This is a genomic window from Pedobacter cryotolerans (assembly GCF_005116475.1).
In the GTDB taxonomy this organism is placed as follows: Bacteria; Bacteroidota; Bacteroidia; order Sphingobacteriales; family Sphingobacteriaceae; genus Pedobacter; species Pedobacter cryotolerans.
Genome location: NZ_SWBO01000002.1, coordinates 44,939 through 64,129, shown reverse-complemented (window position 1 = coordinate 64,129; position 19,191 = coordinate 44,939). Strand labels below are relative to the sequence as shown.

Genomic DNA, 19,191 nt, shown 5'->3' with positions numbered 1-19,191 from the left:
ACATGAAAAATTTTAAACAACATCTATCATTCATAATATTTGCTGGTTTAGTGATTATTTTCTCATCATGTGAAAAAGTAATAGATCTAAAACTAGATAATGCAGCTCCAAAAATAGTGGTTGAAGCAATTTTAACAGATTTAGATGTTAGACAAATTGTATCGCTTTCTAGTACAACAAATTTTGAAGCCAATAATACAAAAGTGCCGGTAAGTGGAGCAACAGTAACAATTAAAGAAGAAAATGGACCAACTATAACCTATTCAGAAGTAACACCTGGTAATTATGTATCAACTAGATACAAAGGTATTCCTGGTAAAAAATATACCATTACAGTTACGGCTGGCGGACAAACCTATGTGGCAATTTCAACAATGCCAACGCCTGTTCCTATTAAATCACTTAGTCAAATAGAATTATCTGCCTTTGGCGAAACACGCAAAGTGGTACAAGTTAATTTTAATGACCCAGCTGGTGTTGCTAATTATTACTATAATAGAGTTTTCATTAATAACTTCAAAAATGATCGTTATTATGTAGATTCTGATCGTTTTACTGATGGAAGAGAAGTTAAAAATAATATTTTTATTGATGAGCCAGAGTTGGTAACTGGCGATAAAGTTAAAATTCAGCTACTAACAATTGATGAAAAGGTGTACAAATATCTTTTCTCTATTACTCAGATAACAGGCAACGGCGGTCCGCCAACAACTCCAGCCAATCCAGAATCTAATTTTAATAATGGGGCATTAGGTTTTTTTAGTGCTTCAAGTTTTACGGTAGATTCTTTGGTAATTAAATAAACAACTTATCGTCATCAAACTTTATTTTTTATTGCAAAACCAAGCATCATTTTATTTCGTATGTAGTTGAAACAAAACTTAAAATCAAATAAAATGAAAAAACAATTCTTAAGCTTGGCAATGGGTGTTGCAATTTTAGCAATGACTAGTGCTTGTAATTCAAACACTTCTGATTCATCAATGGGCGATACTACAGCAGTAGATACCATGATGGCAGATACCTCAATGACAGAAACAGGTGTTGAAGTTGGCGGTGCTATGATGGTTCCTTCAAAAAACATTGTTGAAAACGCATTGGGATCTAACGATCACACTACTTTAGTTGCAGCTGTTAAACAAGCTGGTTTAGTAGAAACTTTAAGCGGAACAGGTCCTTTTACAGTATTTGCTCCAACAAACGCGGCATTTGCAGCAATTCCAAAAGCTACTTTAGATGGTTTAATGAAACCAGAAATGAAAGCTGATTTAACTAAAATTTTAACTTACCATGTAGTTGCTGGAGCTGTTAAAGCTGCTGATTTAACTGATGGACAAGAATTAACTACTGTACAAGGTGGTAAATTAAAAGTTTCTATTAAAGATGGTGTAGTTATGATTAACAATGCAAAAGTTACTATCGCTGATGTTGTTTCTAGCAATGGTGTAACCCATGTTGTTGATGCGGTTTTAATGCCAAACTAATATTTCTTAATAATTAATTAATTTTTTAAGCCTTTTTTCACAATGTGGAAGAAGGCTTTTTTGATTAACCCTATTTTTTTGTTAGTTTAAGCCCACCAAACTTAATATATAATGAACCAAACTAACAAGCGTAATGTTACGCTTATTATTATCGTGGCCGCACTAGGCTATTTTGTAGATATTTACGACCTTATTTTATTTTCTATCGTTAGAGTTAAAAGCCTTAAAGAATTAGGAGTTGCTGATGCCGATTTGTTAGATATTGGTGCTACTGTAATCAATAGCCAAATGTTGGGGATGTTAGTTGGTGGTATATTATGGGGGATATTAGGCGATAAAAAAGGAAGATTAAGTGTTTTATTTGGTTCAATTATTTTATACTCATTGGCTAATATTGCAAATGGCTTTGTTACTTCTGTAACTTGGTATACCATTATTCGTTTTATAGCGGGTGTTGGTTTGGCTGGCGAACTTGGTGCTGGTATTACCTTGGTAACCGAAAACATGAGTAAAGAAAACCGCGGTTATGGCACAATGATCGTTGCTGGTGTTGGTTTATTGGGTGCAGTTGCAGCAGCTTTAATTGGCGATTACTATACTTGGCAAACCAGTTATTTTATAGGTGGTGGCATGGGCTTATTGCTATTGCTGTTACGCGTAGGCTTAGCAGAATCGGGTATGTTTAAAGAAGTTAAAGAAAGTGCTTTTATTCGTGGTAATATGCTGATGCTGTTTAACAATAAAGTTCGTTTTAAGAAATATTTATGCTGTATTTTAATTGGTTTACCATTGTGGTTTGTGGTAGGTGTTTTAATTACATTTTCTCCAGAATTTGGTAAAGCATTAGGTGCAAATGGCATCATCAACGCAGGCGAGGGTATCATGTACTGTTACATTGGTATTGCCGTAGGCGATGTTGTTGCAGGTTTATTAGCTCAGGTTTTAAAATCTCGCAAAAAAGTAATGCTTATTTTCTTGTTGTTAAGTGGCGTTGCCATAGTTGTTTACCTTTATTCATTCGGATTAACGCAAAAAACTTTTATTTGGTTAAGTTTATTTTTAGGTTTTGCATCCGGCTATTGGGCTACTTTTGTAACCATTGCATCTGAGCAGTTTGGCACTAATTTAAGGGCAACGGTTACTACCACGGTACCTAATTTTGTACGTGGCTCTTTGGTAATTATTCTAATTGCTTTTCAGTTTTTTAAGGATGAATTTGGCATTTTACAAGGCGCTATGATTGTTGGTTTTATCTGTTTGGCAATTTCTTTAGTTGCTTTAAGTCAGTTGAAAGAAACATTTAGCAAAGATTTAGATTACGTGGAGGTTTAAGACCTCACCCTGTTAAAATTTCTACTATTTGTTTTGCATCACGATGAGGATATATCAGAATAAATCTATAAGATTGAATGACAGAATAATATTTTGTACGGTCGTCATTCCCGTGAAAACGGGAATCGTAATGCATTAAGAAGGTCAATGATTAGCATTAATTAAGCGTTTTACGATGCCCAGTCACGTGTCCCGAATTTACTTCGGGAAGCTGAACATAACGAAACCCCAAAATTTAATTTTCCTCAAATTTTGAATTTTTAATTCTGATACAGCTTCAATTAAAGGGTGAGGTAGTATGTCAAAAAATAGTAAATCTAAAACTTATACCGTTTTTAGCATTTCAATAGTCTTACCTTTATGCAATAAATAGGGTGTAAAAATTTTTGAGTTGTAGCTTGTTTTAATTGTTGTATTCAAAATAACAACTTTTCAACCTTACAACTTTAGAACATCGGAACATTTAAACAAAAAAGCATGTTTAGGGACGAAGTAGCGTTAGCATATCAGCAGATACAAGATAGCATTTGCGAAGGATTAGAAATAGCAGATGGAAAAGCTAAATTTGAAGAAGAATTATGGCAACGCGATGGTGGTGGTGGCGGCAGAACACGTGTAATGCAAAATGGCAATGTGATTGAAAAAGGTGGCGTAAATTTCTCTGCAGTACATGGTAAATTACCAGAAGCTGTTAAAAACGCTTTTAAGGTTGATAGTGACGATTTTTTTGCAACAGGTGTTTCTATTGTTATGCATCCCGAAAATCCATTTGTGCCCATTATACACATGAATATTCGCTATTTTGAAATGGATGAACAAACCCGCTGGTTTGGTGGTGGTATAGATCTTACACCTCATTATGTAATTCCAACTGATGCTCGTTTCTTTCATCACCGTTTAAAACAGAGTTGCGATGAGTTTGATGCATCGTTTTATCCTAAATTTAAGGCAATAGCCGATGATTATTTTTTCATTAAACACCGTGAAGAAACTAGGGGAGTTGGTGGTATTTTTTATGATAGATTAAAGCCAGAAACTACTGGATTGGATTTTTATCAAATTCTTGAGTTTTCTAAAGCAATTGGAAATACTTTTTTACCAGTTTATGCCGAATTAATAGATCGTAACCGTGATCAGGAGTTTACTGAAGCGCATAAAGAATGGCAATATTTACGTCGTAGCCGTTATGCTGAGTTTAATTTAGTTTATGATGCTGGTACCAAATTCGGTTTAGAAACCAATGGAAGGATAGAAAGTATTTTAATGAGCTTACCGCCAACTGCAAAATGGAATTATAACCCAAAAATTGAGGCTGGAAGCGAAGAGGAAAAAACACAAAATTTCTTGAAAAAGGGGATTGATTGGGTTTAATCTTTGCGGTTGACCAAAACCTGATGTTTTAAATATTTGGGCAGGGGTGAACCCATTCCTAATGTAATTTAGTTAAGAATTTTAAATACGTTGGCGGGGACGCAATAGTCGGCAATAGCATCAACGATGACAAGTTTTGTCATTCCGAGGAACGAGGAATCTCATTTAAGAATTTAATGATAGAGATCCTTCGCTGCGCTCTGGATGACAAAACTAGCTAAAATTCAGGGCAATTAATCAGCTTATCCTCAGATTGATATAATTATTTCAAATTAAAAAATAACTGTAATTTCAGCCCCAACAAAAACATTCGTTATAAAGCTTCTTTATATATTAATTGTAACCTGAGTTCGGTTTTTAATAATTATTCGCTACGTTTTGTAGTATGTTTAATAGGAGTGGTCATCACCCTGAATTTATTTTACTGCGTAGCTTTCCGCTTCGCTACAGGTCAGGGTCTTTCATGCTGGAAAGATGCTAAAATAAATTCAGCAGGACGAGCTAGCTATATTTAGAGCAAATAAAGCGAGAATATAAGAAATTAATAATCTAACTCAGACTTTTAGATTTTACGCACCTTGCAACTTACCTAAGAACTAAAAACGTTGTACTATAAACCCTATTGAAACGTATGCCGTTTACACAAACTTTCATTGTGCTTACTAACAACGGCAGCAGTGAAAAGAGGGGCTACGTTTGCGATGAAAATGTACCATTGTTTTTCAAATAATTTTACTAAAACTTATCATATAAAAAAAGCGATAACCAATTAAGATTATCGCTTTAATGAGATCGTTATTTATATTACCAGAACCTAACGTAAAGCATAATAATAATAAGCAAGGTAATTACAATCATTGCTAGAACACTATTAGAAACTTTAAACATCGATTTATCAATTTCGAAAGCCTTAGGGTTAACTTTTGGTCCGGCTAAACTTAAAACAATCATAATGAGCATGGTAAAGGCGAATGCCCAGCCCATCCAAATTAAAAACGGAATTTCATAAACGCCATCTTTATTTAAATAGGCGGTGTAAAGCCAAGTTTCGTTACCGAAAATTGAGGTTGCAAAACTATTAAAGAAGAACGAAAATGCGATACCTGAAATTAAACCAGCAACGGCGGCAGTGCCTGTAGTGCGTTTCCAGAACATACCTAAAATAAACATAGCAAATACACCAGGACTAATAAAACCTGTATATTTTTGGATGAATGTAAAACCACCCTCGCCACCAATACCTAAAATATCATCCCAAGTAAACACAATGGAAATAAACATGGCAATAAAAATGGCTAAGCGACCAACAATTACCATGTTTTTTTCTGAAGCACCTTTATTTAGATATTTTTTATAAATATCTAAAGTGAAAATGGTAGAAATACTATTTGCTTTACCGGCCAACGAAGCTACAATTGCAGCCGTTAATGCTGCCAATGAAAGTCCTTTTAAACCTGTTGGTAAAAATGTTAAAATAGCTGAGTAAGCATTATCGGCAATAACTTTACCATTTGGCGCCATTTCTGATTGTAATGCACCGTTTTTATGCAATACATACGCTGCTATACCTGGTAACATTACAATAACTGGCATACCTAATTTTAAGAAACCAGCAAATAAAATCCCTTTTCTAGCAGTTTTTAAATCTGCACCTAAAGCTCTTTGGGTAATGTATTGGTTACAACCCCAATAGTTTAAATTCACAATCCACTGACCAGCAAAATACATGGCGATACCTGGTAGTGATAAGTATTTATTTACGTACTCTTGGGTAGAGTTGGCATCGGGTTTATCTAAAATCATTTTAAAATGATCTGGCGAATCTGTCATCAACATTTTAAAACCTGCAATTGCATCGGTACCTAAACCAAAATGCTGACTTACCAAAGTTAAAGCAATGTACGTAGTTGCTAAACCACCGATGATTAAAACAACAACTTGTATTACATCGGTAAAGCCAATTACTTTCATCCCGCCTAGGGTTATTAGCAGCGCAAAAGCAGCTAAGGCGATGATGATATATTTAAAGTATTCTGGATCTACAATACTGCTAATCGCGATAGCACCTAAGTATAAAATAGAGGTTAGGTTTACAAAAATGTACAAGAATAGCCAAAAAATAGCCATAATTAAACTTACCGTTTCGTTGTATCTGTTTTGCAGAAACTGCGGCATGGTAAAGATTTTATTCTTTAAGTAAATGGGTATAAACCACACTGCTACAATAATTAATGCAATTGCGGCAATCCATTCGTATGCGGCTACAGCAATACCCACACTAAATCCTTGTCCGCTCATGCCAATAAATTGCTCGGCCGAAATGTTAGATGCAATTAAAGAAGCGCCGATTGCCCACCAGGTTAAAGAACCCTCTGCTAAAAAGAAGTCGTTGGTACCTTTAACTGCTGTATTTTTTTTGCTTCTGTAAATCCAATAACCGTAGCCAGAAATTAAGATAAAGTAAAAGATAAAGACTGCATAGTCTATTGCCGAAAGATTATTCATATAAGTTTATATTTGGTTTAGGTTGTAATTTTATTTGTAGAATACTTCATTCCAGTGAAGTTCATTTCTAAATTGGTTCAATTTAGTATCAGCTCCAATGTTAATGTATTCTAGTCCAGCAATATTAGCAAAATCTAGCAAATGTTCGGTACTTAAATTTTGACTATATACAGTATGGTGAGCACCGCCAGCATAAATCCAGGCCGCACACCCTGTTTTCATGTCTGGCAGTGGTTTCCATAATACTCTTGCTACTGGTAAATTAGGCAATTCGTTTTCAACTTCAACAGCTTCTACTTCATTAATCAACAAACGGAAACGGTTGCCCATATCAATTAGAGATGCATTTAAAGCATTGCCACCAGCAACGTTAAACACCAAACGAGCAGGATCTGCCTTGCCGCCAATACCCAAAGGATGCACTTCTAAACTTGCTTTTCCGTTTGCTAATGATGCATCAATTTCTAACATGTGCGAGCCTAACACCATTGAGTTTTGCGGGTCGAAATGATAAGTATAATCTTCCATAAATGCATTTGCACCTGGCAAACCTGCACCCATTACTTTACAAGCACGTACCAAGGCTGCTGTTTTCCAATCGCCTTCGCCAGCAAAACCGTAACCATCGGCCATTAAGCGTTGCGCAGCAATGCCAGGTAATTGGATCATGCCATGCAAATCTTCGAAAGTATCAGAGAAACCTTTAAAGTTACCATCAACCAAGAATTTTCTTAAGCCTAATTCAATTTTTGCAGCTTCATAAACCGATGAATGTTTAGCACCGCCAGTTTTTAAATCATCGGCCATGGTATAAGTTGCTTCATATTCTGCAACTAATTTCTTTACATCTTCATCGCTAATTGCGTTAATAAGTGCAACTAAATCGCCAATACCATAAGTGTTTACAGAGAAACCGAATTTCATTTCAGCTTCTACTTTATCGCCATCGGTAACAGCAACATAGCGCATGTTATCTCCAAAGCGAGCAAATTTTGCACCTTGCCAATCGTTCCAACCGGCAGCAGCACGGCACCAAACATCAATCTGTTTAGCAACCTCTTCATCTTGCCAATGGCCAACCACAACTTTTCTGTCTTTACGCATCCGCGAAACCATAAAACCAAATTCTCTATCGCCATGTGCGCTTTGGTTTAGGTTCATAAAATCCATATCAATGGTGTTCCAAGGAATATCACGGTTAAACTGTGTATGCAAATGCAGCAATGGTTTTTGTAAGATATTTAAACCTCTAATCCACATTTTGGCAGGAGAGAAGGTATGCATCCAAGTAATTACACCAATACAATTTTCATCAACATTGGCTTGTTGTAAGGTTTCAAAAATTTCTTCGGTAGTTTTTACAATAGGTTTGTAAACTACAGTAACACTGATATTTTTATGATCACTTAGCGAGTTAGCCACTTCTTGTGCGTGTTCAGCAACCTGCTTTAAAGTTTCTTCACCGTATAAATGTTGTGTTCCAGTTACGAACCAAACTTGTAATTTTTTTAAATCAATCATTTTTATTTTGTTTAATCGTTTTTTATTTAGTCTTTAATCTTTAGTAAAGCAATGTTCAGTTTTCATCGGTTCCGAAAGTCCTGCTTTTCGTTTTACTCGCCTGTGTGCCGCAGGCTCATGCTCACTTCAATCAGGTTTAGTTTACTTCAGCAAACCTTTCAAATCTAAACCCGACAGCAGCGAAAATCTTTTTTGTCATCCTGTGCTTGTCGAAGGACAAAAAAATTGTAGCGAATGGCGGGACTGAATTTTCAAAAGAACTACTGTCTAAGCTTTACAAATTATTTAAATTACTTTATCTAATTATTCTTGTTCCCAATTTGATTTTTCATTGCACTAGGATTGCCAGTCGCTTGTCCCGTATTTACTTCGGGAAGCCAGCAATGACGTTCTGCCTAACTATTCTTGACCGTAATAGGCATCAGCACCATGCTTACGCTCAAAGTGTTTTTTAATTAATGAATCTTTTAATCGTGGTGCGTTTGGATTAATTTGTTGCGTTAGCAATGCCATTTGTGCCGTATATTCTAAAACCGCACTGTTGTAAACTGCTTTTTCTGCAGTTTTACCCCAAGTAAAAGGAGCATGGTTACCTACCAAAATCATCTCTACTTCTTTATAGCTTAAACCTAATTCAGTAAAATGATTAATGATTTGAAAACCAGTTTCATATTCATAATTTCCTTTTATCATTTCATCAGCCATGGGTGGCGCACAAGGAATATCTGTAGTTAAATGATCGGCATGGGTTGTTCCGTAAATTGGAATTGGCATTTGCGCTTGTGCCCACGATGTTGCGTAAGTAGAATGTGTGTGTACGATACCTTCTATTTCTTTCCAATTTTTGTATAAAACGGCATGAGTTTTCGTATCAGAAGAGGGTCTTAAACTGCCTTCTACAATATTTGAGTCAAAATCTACCACAACCATTTTGTCTGCTGTTAAAAGTTCATAAGGCACTCCACTTGGCTTTATAGCAAAAACACCTCTAGCTTGATCTGCAGCACTTACATTACCAAAAGTAAAAAGCACCAAGTTTAATTTTGGCAATTGCATGTTGGCTTCATAAGCCTGCTCTTTTATGTCTTGGTAACTCATGATTGGTAAGGTTTTACATCTCTTTTATTGTATTTTTCTATGTATCTGCCAAAGCCTAAATATTGCTCGTAATGTTCGCGATACATTTTTTTATTCTTTGCATTTGGTTTGTATTCTTTTTCGAAACCAGTGCCCATTTTTTCCATAGCCTCTTCAACAGTAGGGTAAATGCCCGCTGCAACTGCCGCAAACATGGCTGCACCTAATGCGCAAGTATGCTCAAAACGATGTATGCGAATTGGCATTTCTAATACATCGGCCATCATTTGCATAATATAAGGCGATTTTTTTGCCACACCACCAATGCCGATAATTCCTTTTACAGGTACACCTTCTTCTTTAAAACGATCTACAATATTTTTTGCACCAAAACAAGTGGCTTCGGCTAATGCCCTAAAAATTCGAGGCGCATCAGTACCTAAACTTAACCCTTTTATTGCTCCTTTTAATTCTTGGTTAGCATCAGGAGTTCTTCTACCGTTTAACCAATCCAACGCAACTTCTGCATCGTAATCTTCTGTTAAAGCTGCAGCTTGCTCACTTAAAGTTGCTATAATTTTACCTTCAATTTCTTCTTTTAAAGCTAATGCAGTTTGCTGATCTATTAATGTAGTTTGGGTAAGTAAATGATTTAAAGGCCAGCTAATTAAGTTTTTAAACCAGGCGTAAGTATCGCCAAAAGCAGATTGACCTGCCTCTAAACCAGCCATGTTTGGGATAACAGAACCATTCACTTGTCCACAAATACCTTTAATCAGCTTACCATCGATGTCTTTGTTGGGGGCAACCAGAATATCGCAAGTACTAGTACCCATTACTTTGCTTAAATAATAAGGTTCAATTTGTCCGCCTACAGCACCCATGTGTGCATCAAATGCGCCAACACCTACCACAACATCGGTACTTAAGCCTAAATGCTCGGCCCATGCACTGCTTAAATTTCCAGCAACAACATCAGAGGTGTAGGTTTCGGTAAATAACTTTTCTCGATATCCTTTTAACAATGGATCTAATTTACTGAAGAAAGTATCTGGAGGTAAACCATCATATTCTTCGGCCCACAAAGCTTTATGACCAGCAGCACAGCGACTGCGTTTCATTTCCTTAACATCAGCGGCGCCAGTTAATAAAAAAGGGACCCAATCACAATGTTCAACCCATGATGCAGTTGCTTTTCTTACTTCTTTATCAATACGAAGTACGTGTAAAAGCTTTGCCCAAAACCATTCTGATGAATAAGTACCACCAACGTATTTTAAATAATTTATTTTAAATTTTTTAGCGTGGTTATTGATTTCGTTTGCTTCGCCAACCGATGTGTGGTCTTTCCAAAGCACAAACATGGCATTTGGGTTTTCTTCAAAACCTGATGTTAATGCTAATGGAACGCCTTTTTCGTCGACTGCAACCGGACTAGAGCCCGTTGTATCTACAGAAATACCTTTAATCTGTTGAGCAATATGCTCGCCACCAGCTTTTTCTATACAGTTTTTTATGGTTGCAGTTAATCCCTCAATATAATCTAAAGGATGTTGTCTGAACTGATTTTTTGATGGATTACAATATAAACCCTTTTGCCAGCGTGGGTAAAAAAATACTGAAGAGGAGATTTCGTTTCCGTTGGCTGTATCAACAATTACTGAACGTACTGAGTCTGTTCCATAATCTACACCAATTACATAGTTTGCTTCGTTCATACAAGAAATAAATAAATGTCTAAATAACGTTTATTTATTTACAAATAAAAATTTAAGTTCATTTTTATCACAATCAATTGTAATATACTAAATACTATTATTGCCATTTTTTAATTATTTGTTAAAACTTAAGCGTTAGGAAACAAAAATTTTCCTTAAAGTATATTTTTTCCTACCTTGCCTATCTATCAATACAACGCTCAATTAATGTATATTAGATTAAAATCAAGATTAAAACCATACGTTCAAGATTTCTTTAAACGTGTTTTTAATAGTTTAAATTTCCATACTAAAAACACACCATTAGTAGGTAAAATAGCTTGGGGAGATTTTAATCGTATAACACCAATCAGTAGTAATTTTGGATTCGATCGGGGTGGAGCAATAGATAGATATTATATAGAAAGCTTTTTAGCCTCAGAAGCATCATTAATTAAAGGTAATGTTTTAGAAATTGCAGATAATTTTTATAGTTTAAAATTTGGCGGTTCTGCAATTACCAAAAGCAACATACTTCATTTAAACGAGAATGCACCTGGTGCAACCTACGTTGCAGATTTAGGTCAGGAGAATAGCATGCCATCAGACTATTTCGATTGTATTATTTTAACACAAACATTGCAATACATATATGACTTTAAGTTAGCCCTTAAAAATTGTTATCGAATGTTAAAAAAAGGAGGCACGCTATTACTAACTGTACCCGGAATTAGTCCGATTGAAGCTGGTGAATGGCGAAAATTTTGGTTGTGGTCTTTTAACGAAGCCTCGATACATAAAATTTGTACTGAGCTGTTTGAAGGTGAAGATTATATAATTAATAGTTACGGAAATGTATATGCAGCAATTAGCTTCTTGCATGGTATAGGAATTTCAGAGGTTGATAAAGCAAAACTTGATGTACGTGATAGTGCCTTTGATGTGGTATTAACACTACGTTTAACAAAATAGAAATGAAAATTCGCTCACTTTTCTCTTCTTTTCGAAATAAATCTACATTAACTGGAGTTGTTTTAATGTATCATCGCATAGCGGATGTTTCATCTGATATTTGGGAGCTTGCGGTAAGTCCGGCTAATTTTGAAGAGCAATTACAAGTGTTAAAACGATATAATGTGATTTCACTTGATAAGCTCAATGATTTAATCACGCATCAAAAAAATATAAAAAACAATGTTTCCATTACTTTTGATGACGGCTATCGTGATAACTACACGACAGCTAAGCCTCAGTTAGAGAAATACAATATTCCTGCAACTTTTTTTATTACAACTGGTTTTATCGGTTCTGAGATAGAATTTTGGTGGGATGCCTTGCAAAGAATTTGCTTAGAAACTGCTAATTTACCATCAAATTTAGAAATTAATACTCCAGTAAAATTTTCTTGGCATATAGGTTTTGAAGATCATGAAACCAAACCATCAGATTTATATCTTCAGCTCTGCGAAATTTTTAAAAAACTACCTGCTCAAGAACATCAAGCACTTATTAGGTATTTAGAAAAGTGGGCGAGTAACCATATCAAAAGAGCAGCATATCTACAAATGAACGAAGAGGAGTTATTAGCCCTTAATGCAAATCGTTTATTTACAATTGGTGCACATACTAAAACCCATCCTTTTTTACCAAACTTCTCCTACAAATATCAAGAAGAAGAAATTAATAATGGGATAAATACCTTAGAGCAATTAACCAAGGGCAAAATAAAATATTTTGCCTATCCACATGGTGGATGTAATGATGATACCATAAAAATTATTGATAAAACCGCCATTCAATTGGCTTTTACAACCAATCCAGATGGATTAACAAATAGCACTTATAAATTTACTGTTCCACGCTTTCAGGTTAAAAATTGGAATGGTAAAGAGTTTGAACAACACCTTATGAATTGGTTATCGAATAAAAAATAATGAACAACGAGAACATAAAAAATGATACCATAAATTGGCAATGGGAAATAAGTCCTGCAAAAAGCTGGTTTAAATTAGGCTTAAAAGAGCTCTTTAATTACCGTGGATTAATTTTGCGTTTTGTACGTAGAGATTTAATTGCGAACTATCAGCAAACTGTTATTGGTCCGATTTGGATATTTTTACAGCCGCTACTCACCACACTAATTTACTTGGTAGTATTCGGTAATTTTGCTAATGTATCTACAGATAGAGTTCCAAAAATTTTATTTTACCTATCGGGCACTATAATATGGACGTTTTTTTTTGACAATATTTCGGGTACGATGTACACCTTTATTACCAATGCACATATTTTTAATAAAGTTTATTTTCCGAGATTAGTTGTACCAGTAAGTAATATCATTACACAAAGTGTGAGATTAGCTATTCAAATGGTGCTTTTTATCATCATATTTTTATTTTATTTCTTTGCGTATGATATGTTTCAACTGTCATTTAAAATGTTACTAATACCCTTTTTAGTAATTTTAACTGCAGGTTTTGCTTTAGGCTCTGGCTTATTAATAGCTGTTTTTACTGCTCGTTACCGCGATATTGATACATTTTTTCAATACATTTTAAGATTAGGCATGTTTATTACTCCAGTAGTATTTCCTAGTTCTATAGTGCCTCAAAAATTTCAGCTTTTGTTTTGGTTAAATCCATTAACACCAATTATTGAAACATTTAGAAGCATATTTTTTAATCAAAATGCCATACGATATGATTTTTTGTTAATCGCGGTTGCGGAAACCATTATTTTGCTCATAGCAGGATTAATTTTATTTAAAAGGCGTGAAGTTGAAGTAATGGATATCATTTAATTTTTAGTAATGAGTAATATAATATTAAAAGCAGAAAACATATCTAAATACTACAAATTAGGCGTAATTGGTACACGTTCTTTTAAAGAAGACATACAAAGTGTATGGAAAAAAGCATTTAAAATTAATAATAATTTAAGTGCAGATGAGCAAGCTAATGAAGCTCACAAAAACGAACTTTGGGCATTAAAAGATGTAAGTTTTGAAATTTTTAAAGGTGATGTTGTAGGTTTTGTTGGAAAAAATGGCGCTGGAAAATCAACTTTGTTGAAAATTTTATCTCGAATAACATTGCCAACTTCAGGTTCGATAAAAGGAATTGGCAGAATTGCTAGTTTATTAGAAGTTGGTACAGGCTTTCATGCAGAACTTACCGGAAGAGAAAATATTTTTTTAAATGGGCAGATACTTGGCATGCACAAGAAAGAGATCATGAATAAGTTTGATGAGATTGTGGCTTTTTCTGGTATTGAACGTTTTCTAGATACTCCAGTAAAGCGTTACTCGAGTGGGATGTATGTTAGACTAGCTTTTGCAATAGCAGCACATTTGGATCCAGAAATATTAATTGTTGATGAAGTTTTGGCTGTTGGAGATGCAGAATTTCAGAAAAAATGTTTAGGCAAAATGAAAGAAGTTTCTGCCGAGCAAGGTAAAACAGTTCTTTTTGTTAGCCATAATGCACAAGCGCTAAAAAATTTATGCAATAAAGCCATCCATTTAGAAAAGGGTAGATTGTTAGGTATCGGAAGAACACAAGAAATCATTACAAATTACCTTAAAAATGAACAAATCCACGAACTCCAAAAAAAGTATAACGATCCCGATCAAGCTCCTGGTAATGATAATATTCGAATTAAAAAATTAGAATTAATACCTCAATATCTTGATCAAAATAAAATTATTGATATCAGAACACCTTTGGTTGTCGAATTTGAATTTTGGTATCTTCCTTCAGAAATTATTGACCTAGGTGTAAGCTTAACTTTAAACACTGTTTTGGGCGATTGCATATTTGATGTTGATTCTGTTGCCAAGCCATATAAAAAAGGTGTTGTAAAGGGGAGATGTAAAATTCCTGGCAATTTATTAAACAATGGTTCTTATACCATAAGTTTATTTTTTGTGAAAAATACTAGTGCAGCCATTTTTGAATTCGAAGAGTGTTTATCTTTTGATATAGAAGATTTTAGAGAAAATACAGCCTGGTATGGCGATTGGCCAGGAGCAATAAGACCACAATTTAAAGTGCAATTAGAACAGGAAGAAGAATAATGATGGATAAATTTAAACCATATAGCATAGAACATATTCAGTTAAGTGATTTTCATAACTTTATTCCAATAGCTAAAAATTATTATGTAGTTATTTGGTATTTAAATATTCCATTAGGTCATATTTGGTTAGATGATCAACTTTTGGCGGCTGATAGAAAGAAACTAAATCAACTAGCAGTAAATTCTGTAAAAACAACATTTGAATATTATGTTAGCCAGCATCCTCAAAGTGATAAACTTAACTGGCAAACTTTATTTTTTGAAAATAAATCAAAGGAATTAAATAAAGTATTAAGTGATATTTTTAAAAGAAATGATTTAGTTATTTCCGATCATAAACTTTCTGTTGTGATTTGTACCAGAAACCGCTCTCATGCTATTGAAGGTTGCATCAAATCGTTGCTCAATTCTGCTGATAAAGATTTTGAATTAATTATTGTAGACAATGCACCAGATGATGATTTAACAGCGGAAATTGTCAGTAAATATCCAAACATAAAATATGTAAAAGAGCCACGTAAAGGCTTAGATATTGCTCGTAATACAGGTGCTATATATGCAAAAAATGAAATTGTTGCTTACACTGATGATGATGTAATAGTTGATAAAAACTGGACTAAACAATTAAAAACATTATTTACAGCGCCAAAAACAATGGCAGTAACTGGTCTGGTTATTCCAATTGCTTTAGCAACTAAAGCTCAATATACTTTCGAAAAATTTTGGGGCTTTAATAATGGTTATTTACCAAAATTATTTGATGAAAAGTATTTTGCCGACCACGTAAATGAAGGTGTGCCAGTTTGGAATATTGGAGCAGGGGCAAATATGGCATTTAGACGAGAAATTTTTGAACAAGTTGGTTGGTTCGATGAACGCTTAGATGTTGGCGCATCAGGTTGCAGTGGTGATTCTGAATTTTGGTATAGAATTTTAGCAGAAGGTTACCATTGTCATTATTTTCCACAACTGTTTGTATTTCATCAACATCGTGAAGAAATACAATCGCTAAAAAAACAAATTTTTAGTTACATGCGTGGGCAAGTAAGTTCAATTTTAGTGCAGTATGAAAACTATCGCAATGATGGGGATATGTTTAGGTTGAAAAAAATTCTTCCTAAATATTACGGCAAAAAATTATTGAGTGATTTTCTCCACTTAAGACCAAATTCTCTTTTTAATACAATTAATGAAGTTAGAGGTTGTATTTCAGGCTGGTTGTATTACCGAAAAAATAGAAATGTAGAGCGAAAGGGTAACTTATTATATCTAAAATCCCTAAAAGAAGAGGTAATCATCAGTCAAAATCCATTAGTTTCTATAATTATTCCATGTTACAATCATGGAAAATATCTTCCCCAAGCAATAGAAAGCGTGCTGAAGCAATCTCATCAAAATTTCGAAATCATAGTAATTGATGATGGATCTACAGATGATACCGCCGAAGTATGCAAAAATTATGCTAATGTAAAGTACTATAAAGCCAATAGGTTAGGCTTATCAGCAGCAAGAAATAGAGGTGTATTTTATGCAAGAGGCGATTTCTTTGTGTTTTTAGATGCGGATGATTTTCTCTATCCAGATGGTTTAAAAATCAACCTTAATCATTTTCAAAACAACAAAAAGGTTGTTTTTGTATCAGGTGCGCATGATAAGGTAAATGATAAAGGAGAAATTTTGCCATCTTCTGTGCAAATAGAAAAGTGGGCTGATAATTTTGAAGGTCTTTTACATGGCAATTATATAGCTATGGAAGGTACTGTGATGTATAGGAGTGCGCTTTTTTATACATTTTATTTTGATCCTTTACTAAAGGCTTGCGAAGATTACGACATCAACTTAAACATTACAAGAAATTTCCCATCAATTACGCACAGTGGAAAAATTGCGGCCTATCGCATACACGATTATAACATGTCTGCAGACAAAAATTTAATGCTTGATAATGTAATTAAAGTACTCCAACGGCAGCACAAATATCTTACAACAGATAAAGAAATGGATGCCTACCAAAATGGATTAAAAAATTGGGAATACTATTACTCAAATTAATAAACAATAAGTGATGCTTGTACGTACACCTCAAACTCCACCACAAATTTTACCATTACCACAAAGTGATGATAGACCTTTATGGTCTGTAATGATTCCTAGTTATAATTGTATCAACTATTTAAGAAAAACAATTGAAAGTGTACTAATACAAGCAGAAAGCACAACTTTAATGCAAATTGAAGTTATTGATGATTTTAGCACTGACGGAGATGTTGAGGCTTTGGTTAGAGAACTTGGAAAAGGAAGAGTTGGGTTTTTTCAGCAGTCTGAAAATGGTGGTAGTTTAAGAAATTTTGAAACTTGCATTAATAGGGCAAAAGGTAAATATGTACATATTTTGCACGGCGATGATTTGGTAAGACCAGGTTTTTATAAAGAAATAACAAATCTATTCGAAAAATATCCAGAAGCAGGCGCTGCATTTACGGGCTGTACAGAAATAAATGAAAATGATGAATATTTATGGGATAGCAAAAAAATATTAGATGAGCCAGGAATTATAAAAGATTGGTATCTTCAAATTGCTACCGGACAACTTTTACAAACCCCATGTATGGTTGTAAAGCGTGAAGTTTACGAAAATTTAGGCAGTTTTTACGCAGTACATTATGGCGAAGATTGGGAGATGTGGAACAGAATTGCAGCAAAATATCCAACAGCCTATACTCCGCTAAAATTAGCATCGTATCGAGTTCATTCAAATAACATAACGGGCAATGCTTTAAAAACCGGACAAAATTTAAAAGATATTGCTAAAGTTATAGATATTATTCAAAATTATTTACCAGAAAATTATAGAAAATCTTTAAAAAAAACTGCCAGAATGAACTATTCTATTTATGCAGGTATACTTTCTGATCACATTTACCACAATCAAAAAAATCCTGCAGCAGCAACTGTTCAAGTATGGGAAGCATTTAAATTGCACCCAAATAAGCGAAGTTTAAAGCGATTAGTTAAAATTATATTTAAAAGAGTTATTTTTTATAAAAGTTAATGCGCTTTAATTACTTCATCTAAGTAATCTAATACTTCAACATCAACGCTATCATCAAATTTTCTAGCGTAAAATTTGCCAGAGTTAACCATAGCTTCAGCATCTTTAATGGTAAGTACATCAGGTCGGTAAGCGCCTTTATTAAATCTTATAAATCTCATATAACTATTAACTATTTCTTCTTTGTACATAGAGTTTACTAAAATCGTTTGAAATACCATTTCATCAGCTCCCCAAGTATAAAAATAGAAATTTCTTACTTTTTTGTTAGCTTTTAAATATTCAATTACATATTTAGCATGTATTGGTGTAATGGTTATCCATTGCGATAATCCATAGGGTTTTAGATCTGCTGGAAGTGTTTTTTTTGGCAGGATTTTATTAATAAAAAATTCTAATTTATACTTAAACCGGAAATTGTAATTACTAAAGTCATATCTGTTAAGTCGTGGCAAGGCATCTCTCCAGTTTTCAGTTATACAACGATATTTCATGAAACTAATACCTTGATTAGCGATAAAAAAGTCTGTTATTTCTTTTGCGTTTTTTAAAGGATAATCTTGACCGCTCAATAAGTTGATATGGCTATATGTTATTTTAGTGTCTAAAATTTGTTGCATGCTACACAAAGTTGCTTCAACCATACTATAAGCTCCCCAAGTAACCTTACACCTTTCCTTTATAAAAAATACGTTTGGTATTAATGATAAATGACTAAATTCTTTAAGGTTGCTTTTTTTATCTATATGGATATAAATATCAGCATTTGGATTACTTATAGCATTTACTAAACGTTTAAGTTGCGAGGGATTTGTGTGAGCAATGATAAGGTGAGAGAGCCTCATTGATATTAGCGTTAGGTGGAAATGATTGATGCTAAAATACAGGTATTTGTTTTAACATCAAATTATCAATTCGATTTTAATTAATTAAAAATAATATCAAAAGCTTTATAATTTAAGTTTTAAGGAACTTTTACGGTTTAGCTGACTAATATTTTTACATTAGAACCTCGTGAAATTATAATTTTAGCACCACTAATAAAGGTTTATCCTTAATATTGCTACATAATTTC

The 19,191-nt window shown here is 34.0% G+C and carries 15 protein-coding genes; 10 read left to right on the top strand and 5 right to left on the bottom strand.

Annotation, left to right across the window (positions count from 1 at the left end; all coding sequences use genetic code 11):
• Positions 1-2 precede the first annotated feature (2 nt).
• The 4 genes from FA045_RS03445 (at position 3) to hemF (ending at position 4,187) form a co-directional block, all read left to right on the top strand.
• Positions 3-803 (top strand): DUF4249 domain-containing protein, encoded by an 801-nt coding sequence (locus FA045_RS03445; protein ID WP_136874515.1) that lies wholly within the window; start codon positions 3-5, stop codon positions 801-803.
• 93 nt (positions 804-896) lie between these two features.
• A complete protein-coding gene (locus tag FA045_RS03440; RefSeq protein WP_136874513.1) occupies positions 897-1,484 on the top strand; it encodes a fasciclin domain-containing protein in 588 nt (195 codons plus the stop codon).
• Between the two features lie 111 nt (positions 1,485-1,595).
• Entirely contained in the window at positions 1,596-2,816 is a 1,221-nt protein-coding gene (locus FA045_RS03435; RefSeq protein ID WP_136874510.1) for an MFS transporter, read from the top strand.
• Positions 2,817-3,293: 477 nt separating this feature from the next.
• Positions 3,294-4,187, top strand: a complete 894-nt coding sequence (gene hemF, locus FA045_RS03430) for an oxygen-dependent coproporphyrinogen oxidase (protein WP_136874508.1) — start codon at positions 3,294-3,296, stop codon at positions 4,185-4,187.
• 804 nt (positions 4,188-4,991) lie between these two features.
• Here the strand turns inward: hemF and FA045_RS03425 are convergent.
• The 4 genes from FA045_RS03425 to FA045_RS03410 all read right to left on the bottom strand — a co-directional run bounded on the left by FA045_RS03425 (position 4,992) and on the right by FA045_RS03410 (position 11,008).
• Positions 4,992-6,692 carry a sodium:solute symporter family transporter gene (locus FA045_RS03425; protein WP_136874506.1) on the bottom strand — a complete coding sequence of 567 codons (1,701 nt, stop codon included), beginning with the start codon at positions 6,690-6,692 and terminating at the stop codon, positions 4,992-4,994.
• Positions 6,693-6,722: 30 nt separating this feature from the next.
• Entirely contained in the window at positions 6,723-8,213 is a 1,491-nt protein-coding gene (gene araA, locus FA045_RS03420; protein WP_136874504.1) for an L-arabinose isomerase, read from the bottom strand.
• Positions 8,214-8,612: 399 nt separating this feature from the next.
• Positions 8,613-9,311 (bottom strand): L-ribulose-5-phosphate 4-epimerase, encoded by a 699-nt coding sequence (locus FA045_RS03415; RefSeq protein WP_205943090.1) that lies wholly within the window; start codon positions 9,309-9,311, stop codon positions 8,613-8,615.
• Positions 9,308-11,008: a ribulokinase gene (locus FA045_RS03410; protein ID WP_136874500.1), complete on the bottom strand. Its 1,701-nt coding sequence runs from the start codon at positions 11,006-11,008 to the stop codon at positions 9,308-9,310. Before FA045_RS03410 ends, FA045_RS03415 begins: the two co-directional genes overlap by 4 nt.
• A gap of 207 nt (positions 11,009-11,215) precedes the next feature.
• Here FA045_RS03410 and FA045_RS03405 point away from each other — a divergent pair, with 207 nt between their 5' ends.
• The 6 genes from FA045_RS03405 to FA045_RS03380 are packed head-to-tail and all read left to right on the top strand — an operon-like array spanning position 11,216 to position 18,116.
• The gene (locus FA045_RS03405) at positions 11,216-11,959 is read left to right on the top strand and encodes a class I SAM-dependent methyltransferase (protein WP_136874498.1); all 744 of its coding nucleotides are present in this window, start codon (positions 11,216-11,218) and stop codon (positions 11,957-11,959) included.
• A gap of 2 nt (positions 11,960-11,961) precedes the next feature.
• Positions 11,962-12,921, top strand: coding sequence for a polysaccharide deacetylase family protein (locus FA045_RS03400; protein WP_136874496.1), 960 nt, complete (start codon positions 11,962-11,964; stop codon positions 12,919-12,921).
• Positions 12,921-13,787 carry an ABC transporter permease gene (locus FA045_RS03395; protein WP_136874494.1) on the top strand — a complete coding sequence of 289 codons (867 nt, stop codon included), beginning with the start codon at positions 12,921-12,923 and terminating at the stop codon, positions 13,785-13,787. The genes FA045_RS03400 and FA045_RS03395 overlap by 1 nt, the downstream gene beginning before the upstream one ends.
• A gap of 9 nt (positions 13,788-13,796) precedes the next feature.
• On the top strand, positions 13,797-15,062 hold the full coding sequence (locus tag FA045_RS03390; RefSeq protein ID WP_136874492.1) for an ABC transporter ATP-binding protein: 1,266 nt from the start codon (positions 13,797-13,799) through the stop codon (positions 15,060-15,062).
• Entirely contained in the window at positions 15,062-17,116 is a 2,055-nt protein-coding gene (locus FA045_RS03385) for a glycosyltransferase family 2 protein (protein ID WP_136874490.1), read from the top strand. The genes FA045_RS03390 and FA045_RS03385 overlap by 1 nt, the downstream gene beginning before the upstream one ends.
• A gap of 13 nt (positions 17,117-17,129) precedes the next feature.
• Positions 17,130-18,116 (top strand): glycosyltransferase family 2 protein, encoded by a 987-nt coding sequence (locus FA045_RS03380; protein ID WP_136874488.1) that lies wholly within the window; start codon positions 17,130-17,132, stop codon positions 18,114-18,116.
• Here the strand turns inward: FA045_RS03380 and FA045_RS03375 are convergent.
• Positions 18,113-18,961, bottom strand: a complete 849-nt coding sequence (locus FA045_RS03375; protein WP_136874486.1) for a beta-1,6-N-acetylglucosaminyltransferase — start codon at positions 18,959-18,961, stop codon at positions 18,113-18,115. The two genes, FA045_RS03380 and FA045_RS03375, sit on opposite strands and share 4 nt — an antisense overlap.
• Positions 18,962-19,191: the final 230 nt, after the last annotated feature.